Annotated in this window: 12 protein-coding genes; 1 reads left to right on the forward strand and 11 read right to left on the reverse strand. The window is 30.4% G+C overall.

The window, feature by feature from the left end; translation table 11 throughout:
• The first annotated feature begins 289 nt into the window (after positions 1 to 289).
• A complete protein-coding gene (locus V6137_RS19195) occupies positions 290 to 508 on the forward strand; it encodes a hypothetical protein (protein ID WP_425449577.1) in 219 nt (72 codons plus the stop codon).
• 702 nt (positions 509 to 1210) lie between these two features.
• Here V6137_RS19195 and sigK read toward each other — a convergent pair.
• The 11 genes from sigK to V6137_RS19250 all read right to left on the reverse strand — a co-directional run bounded on the left by sigK (position 1211) and on the right by V6137_RS19250 (position 11421).
• Positions 1211 to 1915 carry an RNA polymerase sporulation sigma factor SigK gene (sigK, locus tag V6137_RS19200; protein ID WP_425449578.1) on the reverse strand — a complete coding sequence of 235 codons (705 nt, stop codon included), beginning with the start codon at positions 1913 to 1915 and terminating at the stop codon, positions 1211 to 1213.
• An 82-nt stretch (positions 1916 to 1997) separates the two neighbouring features.
• Positions 1998 to 3671: a peptidoglycan D,D-transpeptidase FtsI family protein gene (locus tag V6137_RS19205; protein ID WP_425449579.1), complete on the reverse strand. Its 1674-nt coding sequence runs from the start codon at positions 3669 to 3671 to the stop codon at positions 1998 to 2000.
• Positions 3672 to 3732: 61 nt separating this feature from the next.
• Positions 3733 to 4365 carry a uridine kinase gene (gene udk, locus V6137_RS19210; protein ID WP_425449580.1) on the reverse strand — a complete coding sequence of 211 codons (633 nt, stop codon included), beginning with the start codon at positions 4363 to 4365 and terminating at the stop codon, positions 3733 to 3735.
• Between the two features lie 5 nt (positions 4366 to 4370).
• On the reverse strand, positions 4371 to 5600 hold the full coding sequence (locus V6137_RS19215) for a peptidase U32 family protein (protein ID WP_425449581.1): 1230 nt from the start codon (positions 5598 to 5600) through the stop codon (positions 4371 to 4373).
• A 4-nt stretch (positions 5601 to 5604) separates the two neighbouring features.
• The gene (locus tag V6137_RS19220) at positions 5605 to 6240 is read right to left on the reverse strand and encodes an O-methyltransferase (protein ID WP_425449582.1); all 636 of its coding nucleotides are present in this window, start codon (positions 6238 to 6240) and stop codon (positions 5605 to 5607) included.
• 172 nt (positions 6241 to 6412) lie between these two features.
• On the reverse strand, positions 6413 to 7453 hold the full coding sequence (gene mltG / locus V6137_RS19225) for an endolytic transglycosylase MltG (protein ID WP_425449583.1): 1041 nt from the start codon (positions 7451 to 7453) through the stop codon (positions 6413 to 6415).
• Between the two features lie 100 nt (positions 7454 to 7553).
• Positions 7554 to 8027: a QueT transporter family protein gene (locus tag V6137_RS19230; RefSeq protein WP_425449584.1), complete on the reverse strand. Its 474-nt coding sequence runs from the start codon at positions 8025 to 8027 to the stop codon at positions 7554 to 7556.
• A gap of 60 nt (positions 8028 to 8087) precedes the next feature.
• A complete protein-coding gene (locus tag V6137_RS19235) occupies positions 8088 to 8681 on the reverse strand; it encodes a LysO family transporter (RefSeq protein WP_425449585.1) in 594 nt (197 codons plus the stop codon).
• Positions 8671 to 8979, reverse strand: coding sequence for a LysO family transporter (locus tag V6137_RS19240; protein ID WP_425449586.1), 309 nt, complete (start codon positions 8977 to 8979; stop codon positions 8671 to 8673). Before V6137_RS19240 ends, V6137_RS19235 begins: the two co-directional genes overlap by 11 nt.
• A gap of 65 nt (positions 8980 to 9044) precedes the next feature.
• The gene (locus tag V6137_RS19245; protein ID WP_425449587.1) at positions 9045 to 10709 is read right to left on the reverse strand and encodes a ribonuclease J; all 1665 of its coding nucleotides are present in this window, start codon (positions 10707 to 10709) and stop codon (positions 9045 to 9047) included.
• Positions 10710 to 10986: 277 nt separating this feature from the next.
• Positions 10987 to 11421: a Fur family transcriptional regulator gene (locus V6137_RS19250; RefSeq protein WP_425449588.1), complete on the reverse strand. Its 435-nt coding sequence runs from the start codon at positions 11419 to 11421 to the stop codon at positions 10987 to 10989.
• Between the last annotated feature and the right edge of the window lie 204 nt (positions 11422 to 11625).

The following is an 11625-nucleotide window of genomic DNA, read 5'->3' on the forward strand; positions in this document are numbered from 1 at the left end:
CAACTATTTGCTTCTTAAATTCTTTAGTATACCTTTTACCTTTATTAGACATGATAATCCTCCAATTCAATTTTATTTATTATATCATGTCCGAGTTTTCACTGTCTAATTAAGTATAACCTATCCAACTTATTGAGTTCCTCGATAGAAGTAAAGTCTCTCCAATTGATTACATTCATCCATTTAATCGTATTTTAAAAATAGGATGTTCAACTTCTGTTTGAATTTAAGACAAAATTTTGTTATCATTTAGTCACTAATTTAATTTTTAAAAAGGGAGCTGACCAGTTTGTTCAAAAAAATTTTTAAATTTCTAAACACACACACATCTAATAATATAATATTGCATGGTATTTCTATAGGGGTGTGCTTTGTAATAGGAGTCTTTGCAGCAGATATAATATCTAGTTTATTAACTAATGATAATTTACACTTAAGTATTTTCAAAGCATTAGGTGGTTTTGTAGGTGGTTTTTTAAGTGGTGTAGTTTTTAAATCACTAGACTAAAGACGTTCCTAATCAACCTATTACTATATCTAACACTTTCAATACTATATAGCCAATCTCAAAAGCCTTTTTTCTGTAACTTTTCAAAAAATAAAAAAAACCAGGAAGTTTAATCCCTGGCCATAACTTTATCTAATATTTTGCATGTTAATGCAAACACCTCACCTCTAGTTATTTCATTATTATATCTCTTTTTATTTATATATACATCATAATAATTAGTTAACTTATTGAAGGATACTGGATAGGTTATGGATAGGTTATACTTAATTAGACAGTGAAAACTCGGACATGATATAATAAATAAAATTGAATTGGAGGATTATCATGTCTAATAAAGATAAATAGTTACGTCTTTCGATTATTATTTACTTTTTATTTATCATTTATGATGACATCAGTTTAGATTATATTCTACTTTTTATATATTTCGCTGCAGTTCATATGACATGCCCCACATCTACTCTAGTAAGCCATGGACATTTATAATACTTTAATTTTTCTAATTGTTTTTTACTTATTTTCATATTTTCACCTCTTTTGATATAGAAAAGACAGCGACTTCTCGACTATCTTATTTATATAATTAACAATCCAAACTTTATATTTTAAAATTTACAATATTCATTTATTGTTCCTCAAAAAACACTTTAACAAAAGACTATATTCCAATGACTTTAGTCATTGGAATATAGTCTTTTTTCAACTACTAATCCCCAAAGCCTTATTTAACTTTTTAACCGCCCTTTTTTCTATTCTGGACACATAAGATCGGGAAATACCCAATTGCTTCGCTATTTCCCTCTGGGTTTTGCACCCTTCTCTAGTTAATCCATATCTTAATATTATAATAGTCTTTTCCCTGTCCTTGAGTACTTTATTTATCTTTTTATATAGTTTTTTTACTTGAATCTTTAGGTCTACTTCATCAATAACCTCATCAGCATCTGTACCTAGTATATCGATTAAAGATATTTCATTACCTTCTTTATCAACTCCTATTGGGTCTTGTAGTGATATTTCAGAACGGGTCTTTTTATTAGACCGTATTGTCATTAATATTTCATTATCTATACACCTTGCCGCATATGTTGCTAATCTTGTTCCCTTATTTCTATCAAAGGTAGATATGGCTTTAATCAGTCCTATTGTTCCAATAGATATTAAATCATCTGGATCCCTTCCAATATTGTGGTATTTCTTTACTATATGAGCCACAAGTCTCAGATTTCTTTCGATTAAAATATTTTTTGCATTTTCATCCCCCTGCTCATACATAATAAGGTACTTTTCTTCATCTTCTTTAGATAATGGTTGAGGAAATGAACTGTTATTAGAAATATACCCTAAAAATAAAAAAGCTGGTTTAAATAAAGTTAGCAGACATGAAAGTAGTCCGGGGAACATAAGAGAATACACCTCCATTTTATTATAGGTCATATTTAATTATATGAACTACAATATGGAAGTGTGCTAGTACATGGGAAATTTATTTTTTTAGTTTATATATTTCTTTAACAATATTTTCAAATACTAATCCAGCAGAGTGTCCACCGGAACCACCGTTTTCTATAATGACTACGATGGCATATTTAGGTTGACTTTTAGGATAGTATCCACCAAACCATCCATGCTTTATGTCTGAGTAATCATCCTTTTCTGCGGTTCCCGTTTTTCCAGCTGCTCCCCCAATACCATCTAAGTCGAAATGATTTGCTGTTCCTATATCAACTACCTGCTTCATAAAATTTTTAACTATAGTACAAGCATCAGAAGACAGAACCTGTTTTTCTCCATATTTTTTTAAGTCTTTAATTTTATAGCCATTATCACCTACAATACTATCTAATATGTTTAGATTTTTTTCTATACCATTATTAGCTACTATAGTCATCATATTTGCCACCTGGATTGGAGTTACATAGACATCCCCTTGACCTATGGATATATTCCCAACTGCTGCACCTAACAGTCTATCTCCCTTAGGCATCATACCCTTTACTTGATTAAAATCTCCTATTTTTATTTTATTATTAAAACCTATTTTTTCTGCTGTTTCTATTATTTTTTTTCCTCCCAATCTCTTTCCCAATTCAATAAATACGGAATTACAAGAGTAAGCAAAGGCCTCTTCTAAATTTATCTTTCCATGACCACCCCTAAGATGACATGCAAATGATACTCCATTTACTTCTTCACTACCATTACAATAAAATTCTTCATCCAATGAAACTTCATTATTTTCTAATGCAGATAATAAAACCACTATTTTAAAGATAGAACCGGGATGATAATGGTATTCTAATACTCTATTTTGAAACTCGCCGTTTTCAGCTTTCTTTATCTTTCCATTACCATTTTCTATAAAATATTGTCCTATATTATTTTGGTCAAATTTTGGCCTACTTGCCATAGCTAATATGTCTCCACTTTCGACATCGACTACTATAGCTCCTCCATCTTTCCCATAATCACCCAGTGCCTTTTCTGTTACTTTTTGTATTTCATAGTCAATAGTCAGTTTTATATTGTTTTTTCCCTTGTTATTATTTCTTTCTTCAAACCCTATGCCCGGTATTATTCTCTTTTTTCCATCTACTGCGACGGATATAGTCTTTTTACTTTCATTTTCTAATACATCATTATAGATTTTTTCTAATCCTGCTACCCCACTTTTATCTGATTTATTTATATAACCTACTAGGTGACATAGTATATTATTATATCTAGGTCCCTCTTCATATTTATATATACCCTCTAATTCATTTATCTTTTTATCATAGTTTTCTTTTAAAGGTAACTTAACTATACTTTTGGATGATTCAAATAATTCCATAACTTCACCTTTCTCCATATCTACATTGTCACTAATTATATCAATTGCCTTATTAACATTTAATAGACTCTTATGTACCAGTATATATGGATTTTTATTTCTATTAGTAATGGATATACCATTTCTATCTAATATATCTCCCCTTTCCTCTAATTTTTCAACTGTTTTATAGTGCTGCCTTGCCACTGAACCTGAGTATTGTTCGTTTTTAAAAAATTGTATCCAAAATAATCTTAGGGTTAATAATATAAAGGCTACTAAAAAGCATATAAAAGTAAATTTAGTTCTTCCAACTATTTTTCTACTATCTTCTTTATCTTTTCTCATAAAAAAACCTCCATTTAAGTCATTATTATAATTATTAACAACTTTAAACAGAGGTATAATATTATTTATTTAATCTTTGGGATATTATTGATTTAATTTTTGTTACCATAAGATCTATTGCCACTTTATTATATCCACCTTCTGGTATAATAATATCTGCATACTTTTTACTAGGCTCAATAAACTGCATATGTGCTGGTCTAACAGTGGAAAAATATTGTTCTATTACAGATTCTAGTGTTCTGCCCCTTTCATTTATGTCCCTAAGTATTCTTCTAACGATTCTAACATCGGCATCGGTATCAACAAATATTTTAATATCTAATAAATTTCTTATTTTTTCATCATTTAATATTAGTATTCCTTCAACTATAATAATATCTTCAGGATTAACTTTTATAGTTTCTTTTTTCCGAGTATGGTTTTCAAAGTCATAAATTGGTTTCTCTATAGTCTTTCCCTCAATTAAATCATTAACCTGAGAAACTAATAGGTCGTTATCAAAGGCTAAAGGATGGTCATAATTAGTTTTTACCCGTTCTTTAAAGGTTAAATGACCTTGATCTTTATAGTAGGAATCCTGTTCTATCATAACTATATTTTCTTCATTGAGTTCACTAAAAATCTCTTTAGATACTGTGCTCTTCCCAGACCCAGTCCCCCCTGTTATTCCAATCACTATAGGTCTATTCAAGTTTATCATTCCTTTCTAGGCTTTCTTATCATGTCAAAAGATTCTACTGGTTTTTCTACTTTAATATATATCTTCTGTTGTGGATGGGGTGCTACATCAATTTCCTCTTTATTATGATCCCACATTTGTTTAATTGTCTGTACAAAGTGTTCTTTTTGGGGACCGAAAAATTCAACTTCATCTCCTACAAAAATCCTATTTCTTTGTTCTACCTTAGCTATTTTGTTCTCTTTATCATAATCAAGGACTAATCCAACAAAGTCATAGTTTCTTATATAGGAACTACTTTCATATAATTGATCTTCATCCGATGGTTTATCAAAATAAAATCCAGTGGTAAAATCCCTGTGACTTGCTTTTTTAATTTCTTTTAACCATTCATTATTATAAACATAATTCTCCGGATCTGCAAGGTAATTATCTAAGGCCATTCTATATGCCCTTACTATTGTTGCCACATAATAGGGACTCTTCATTCTACCTTCTATTTTTAAACTTTTAATACCGGAATTTATTAGTTCAGGTATATGTTCAATCATACATAAATCCTTAGAATTAAAAATAAAGGTACCCCTTTCATTTTCATATACAGGATAATATTCTCCTGGACGACTTTCCTCCATAAGATGATATTTCCATCTACAGGATTGGGCACATTCTCCCCTATTGGCATCTCTATTTACCATATAATTGCTTAATAAACATCTACCAGAATAGGAAATACACATAGCTCCATGGACAAAGGCCTCCACATCTAAATCATCTGGGGTTTTATTTACAAATTCTGCTATCTCTCTTAATGATAATTCTCTTGCCACTATAATTCTTTTTATTCCTTGCTTATGCCAAAAGTTAGCTGTGGCATAATTGGTAGTATTTGCTTGGGTACTTAAATGTATTTCCATATTAGGAGCTACATCTCTCACTATACTTACTACTCCAGGGTCAGATACTATAACAGCATCAATCCCCATATTATCTAGTTCTTTAACATACTCTGGTAGTCCTTCCAGATCTTCATTGTGGGGTATTATGTTTAATGTAACATAAACTTTCTTATTTCTATCATGGGCAAATTTTAACCCTTCTTCTATCTGTTCCATAGTAAAATTTTTAGCAGCTGCCCTTAGGCCAAAGGCTTCCCCTCCTAAATAAACTGCATCGGCTCCATATCTTATTGCCATTTTAAGTTTTTCTAAGTTTCCTGCAGGAGCCAGTAATTCTATATTGTTCATTATATTATTCCTCCTTCTTATATGATAAGGCGACTCCATCTCCAATTGGTATAATGCTTGACTCTAACATATCATTATTGCAAATATAATCAAGATACTCCCTCATTCTTCTTACAATGGTTTTTTTTCTACGAACAACCAGTTCATCATTAGCTATCATCCCTTTAAATAAAACATTGTCTGAAATTATTATCCCTCTTGGGGATAAACTTTCAATACAATAGGGGAGAAAATCCATATATTTACTCTTAGCTGCATCAAGAAAAATAAGATCAAATTTCCCTTTTACCTTAGGTAATACTTCCTTGGCTTCACCTTTTAATATCTTAATTTTATTCTTATAGCCATTTATATTTATATTATTTTGTGCAAGATCTATCATATCATCTCTGCGCTCTATTGTTAATATCTCACCATCTCCATCTATTGCATTCATCATAGTAAGAGCAGAATATCCTATAGCTGTACCTATCTCTAATATTTTTTTAGGCCTTTTTATTTTTAATAATACATTCATAAATTGAGCTACTTCTGGATGTATTATTGGCACATGATTCTCTTCTGCATACTCTTCTAATTTTCTTAGAAACTCTGGACTTTCAGGTATTACTTCCCTTATATAGTCTTCGATATATTCCATATTAATATTACCCAATTAAATCTCTGCTACTTAAAAATCATTAAAAGTAGCAGTCTCACCACCTTTCTTTCTAAAAATTTCATTAAATTTATATAATAAATCCAATTATACTCTACATAAATAATACGTGGCTATTATACCACGTATTATTTATCTTAAAACAAAATATATACTAATTTTGATTTTTATTTTTAGCCTTTAAATGCTCTTTATATGTTTTAGTAAAGGTATGACTTCCATCTCCATTGGCTACAAAGAAAAGATAGTCTGTATCTGCTGGATTAACCGCTGCCTTCATTGATTCAATTCCTGGAGAAGCTATAGGAGCAGGGGGTAGCCCTGGGTTTCTATATGTGTTATATGGAGACTCAATATTTGTGTCAGCTATTGATAGTACTTCTTTTCTTTCTCCCAAAATATATTGAACCGTAGCACAGGATTCTAATGGTTTGTCCATTTCTAATCTATTATGAAAAACCGCCGATACAAGGGGCCTTTCTTCATCTAGCATTGCTTCTCTCTCTATTATTGATGCTAAAGTGGTTACCCTATTTAAGTCCATATTCATCTTAGTAGCTTTACTTTTGATATGCTTAGTGTATAGTTCCTCAAATCTTTCAATCATTTTACTAATTATTTCTTCCTCTGATGCATCTTTATATACTTCATATGTATCAGGATACAAATATCCCTCTAAAGTCATGCCAGTAGACAATTCCTTTAAGACTGGATGGTTATTTGTAAAGTTTGATATATCCTTGGATAACTTTAAAAACTTATCTTTATCTACTATACCTTTTTTATTGAGAAGTTCTGCTATCTGACCTAACTCATATCCCTCAGGAATAGTAAATCTAACAGTATTATCTGACTTTCCTCCCTTAGAAAGTTCGTCAATTATATCCTTAATTTCCATACCGTTATTAAGGGTATATGTTCCAGCTTTAAGCTTACCATCCTTCTTTTGAGCTTTAACTATTAAAGTAAACATATATTTATTTTTTATAATATTATTGTCTTTTAATAATTTAGCAATATTATTTGTAGAACTTCCCGATGGGATATCTATTGTTATGTCCTCCGCCTCATCCCCTGATGCTACAGGACTAATTTGAGCTCTAACATAGTAAAATAAAGTCAGTGATAATACTATAACTATTGACATTATTATGGCAAGTACTTTTTTCCATCCTGTATCTTTAAATATGCCCATATGCCCCCTCCTTATTTATTTTATATACATTTATGTACATTATTATATAATTTAAAATGTTTTTTTACAAGTTTTTATCCAATTAATTACTATAACAATATTATTTTTTACCTATTCTTTTATAACCATACAGTACAATATTACCTAATAATATAACCGATACTGCCTCCCCTAGAGTTATTCCCAAAACGGTAAACCAATATGGCCACTCTGCAAAATAGGATACCCAAGCCGATACTATAAAGCCATTTAATAATATGGGAGGCAATACAGATAAAAATTTATTTGATATTTTTCTAGTTAAATATGCTGAAACTAAAGTAACTAAACTTCCTCCAACTATATCTAATAATCCAAAGTTAAGGACAAAGGATAAAATAAAGTTTGCTAAAAGACATCCTACAAAGACACCAGGGATAGCAGCTTTTTCAACTCTCGGTAATAAAACCAATCCTTCAGCTATTCTTATTTGAAAAGGTCCTGAAGCTAACCATGGTATTGGTACCTGTAACAAAACTAAAATTACATATATAGCAGCAATCATTCCAGCTTTAGCTAAATACTTTACATCCACAAATATCAACCTCTCCTTATACTAAAAAATATATGCTTAGTATATATATCTTATAAATCATTATAACTTAATCATAATAGGAACTAATATTGGAACCGCTGTAGATAAAATTACACCGGTTATAAAGGATATGATAGCTATCTCCGGTTTATTTGACTTAGATATTACAGGTAATGAAGTATCCATTGCTGTTGCTCCAGCAGGAGCAATGCTCTCTATATCCCCAATATATTTTGCAATAAAAGGAATAGTTAATAATCCTATTACTTCCCTCACCACATTAGATATAAATGCTAATGCACTTAATTCAGAAGAATAATCAGTTAACATGATTGAAGATAGGGTATACCATCCAAGTCCAGCTCCAACAGCTCCAGATTCATTTAATGGCATTTTAAATATAAGTCCTCCCAATATGCTTCCCAGTATACTTCCGATTATTATCATAATAGGAACTAACAAAATTCCAAATCCCATATTTTTTATATTCTTTAGTACATTATTATTTCTACCTATGTCTATGCCCACAAAAAATAATAATATACATAAACCTATATCTATTATGTAATCTATATTACTTAATATACTATCATTAGAAAAGAAAAAACCAACTATACCTCCAACTAAAACAGAAAGTATTATTTTAATGCTCATTTGATTTCACCTTACCTTCTTTAGACACTATAAACCTTTTTACCCCTTTTATTAATAACACACTAAAAAAGATAGAAAATATAGATAATATTATAGCCTTAAATCCTATACTTAAAAAGGATTTGATCACTTTTTCATCACTACCTATCTTAAATCCCATTATAAATAGTAAAAATAGTAATGCAATACCCTGTATTTTATCAATTTTGTTTATTACTTTTTTACTGACTAAGCTTTTCCTACTTATAAAAAATCCCAATAACAAAATACCTAAATATAAGAAAATCCTAAAAAACATATATTCACCTACTTTTTATTATTATAAAATCCCCGTCTAATTAGACGAGGATTTTATTTAAATTTTTAAACTTCCATAATGATCGGTAAAATCATTGGATTCCTCTTTATTTTACCATATAAGTAGTTTCTAAGGGAATTTCTAATATTAGATTTAAGAGTTGACCAGTCAGTTATATGCTGTCTTTCACATTCTGCCATTACATCTCGAACAACCTTCCTTGCTTCTTCCATCAGGTCTTCAGATTCCCTAACATAAACGAAGCCTCTTGATATAATGTCTGGCCCTGCAACTACTGCTCCATTATTTTTATTTATTGTAACCACAACAACTATTAATCCATCTTCCGATAAATGTCTTCTATCCCTTAATACAATATTTCCTACATCTCCTACACCTAGTCCATCTACCAAGATATTACCTGCCTGTGTGTTTGGACCAAATGCTCCTCTTTCTGGACTAAATTCGATTGTAGAACCATTTTTCCCTACAAATATATTCTCACTGGGCATACCTAATTCTTCTGCCAATTCAGCATGCTGCTTTAAGTGTCTATACTCACCATGAACTGGAATAAAGAATCTAGGTTTAACCAATGTATGCATTAATTTAAGTTCCTCTTTACAAGCATGACCTGAGACATGTACATCGGCTAATCTTTCGTATATAACGTCTGCACCTTTTTTAAATAATTGGTTTATCACCCTTGATACCATCTTTTCATTTCCCGGTATAGGTGTTGCTGAAATTATAACTAGGTCACCCTTTATAAGTTCCATCTTTCTATGATCGGATGATGCTAATCTTGATAAAGCGGACATTGGTTCCCCTTGACTACCGGTTGTAATTACAACTATCTGATTATCTGGGTACTTATCTACATCATTTATTTCTATCAATGTACCATCTGGTATATCTAAGTATCCCAACTCTGATGCCACATTAACCACATTCACCATACTACGTCCTGAAACGGCAACCTTTCTATTAAACATTACCGCTGCATTTATTATCTGTTGTACTCTGTGTATATTTGATGCAAATGTTGCAACGATAATTCGCTGCTTTGCAGTCATAAAAATATCATTAAATGTATCTCCAACTGTTTTCTCAGACATAGTGTAACCAGGTCTTTCTACATTAGTACTATCAGCAAGTAGGGCTAATACCCCCTTTTCTCCTAGTTCAGCAAACTTATGAAGGTCCATAACTTCCCCATTTATTGGAGTATAATCAACCTTAAAATCTCCAGTATGAACTATTACACCCAGCGGTGTATGTATAGCCAATGCCACCGTATCTGGAATACTATGACTTGTTCTAATAAACTCGATTCCAAATGTTCCCAACTTGATATTATCTCCTGGTTTAACTGTGTTTAATTTAGCATTTCTTATATTATGTTCCTTTAACTTATTTTCCACAAGTCCCAATGTTAGCCTAGTTCCATAAACTGGCACATTTATTTTCTTTAAAAAATAAGGTAATGACCCTATATGGTCCTCATGACCATGGGTTAATACTACCGCCTTTATTTTATCTCTGTTCTTTAATAGATAGGTTATATCTGGTATTACCACATCTATACCTAACATTTCATCCTCGGGGAATCCCATACCACAGTCTATTACCACTATCTCATCTTTATACTCAATAACAGTAATATTTTTTCCTACTTCATACAAACCCCCTAGAGGTATTATTTTTAGCTTATCAGATTTCTTTGACACCGTATCACTCTCCTTGAATTTTTTCCGAATCAGTTAAAATTTTAATAAATAACCACCGATATACGCTTATCAACATTATACTTTATTTTTTAAAAGTAATCAATAAAACATATAACAATTATCTTCTTAATACTTATTTTAACCATATCCTTATATAATAATTTACTTTATATAAATATAAGTAAATTGAAATATCCAAAAAAAATAAATCCCTAATGGGATTTATTTTACTATTATTATTACAAATTTAAGTCGTAAATATAAATTATGCCCATCTTTATTTGCATTTTTCACAATAACCAAAAAATTTTACATTATGATCTATTATCTTGAATTTTCCATCTTTTTCAATTGTCTCTTCTAAACTTTCAAGTAAATCCAACTGAACTTCAATTACCTTTCCACAACTAAGACATATAAGATGATGGTGTCTATGATCCTTTGAGTCTGAATTTAATTCGTATCTACTACATCCATCATTGAAATTTAATTTATAAATAATATCCAGTTCTTCGAATAATTGTAAAGTTCTATATACAGTAGCTAAACCAATCTCTGGAAATTTATCTTTTACTCTTTCATATATTTCTTCTGGACTTAAGTGGTCACCTTTATTTTCAAGTATTACATCTAATATAATTCTTCTTTGGGTAGTTAGTTTATATCCTTTTTCTTTAAGTTTAGTTTTCAATTGTTCAATAAACTTACTCATTATAACACCTACTTTAAAACTTTATATAATATAGTCTATACTTATAATCTAAAAAAGTCAATAAAATCCATATCTACACAGAAATTTCGCATCTAATTTCCAGTAAAAATTTTACTCATACAAAAAATGTTTATTATACACATTTTACTATTAATGGGTATCAAAAGACCGTTTGGCCCTAAAAAAGGATACACTTTCCCCCTC

The organism is Dethiothermospora halolimnae, from assembly GCF_037577855.1.
GTDB classification, from domain to species: Bacteria; Bacillota; Clostridia; order Tissierellales; family VENL01; genus Dethiothermospora; species Dethiothermospora halolimnae.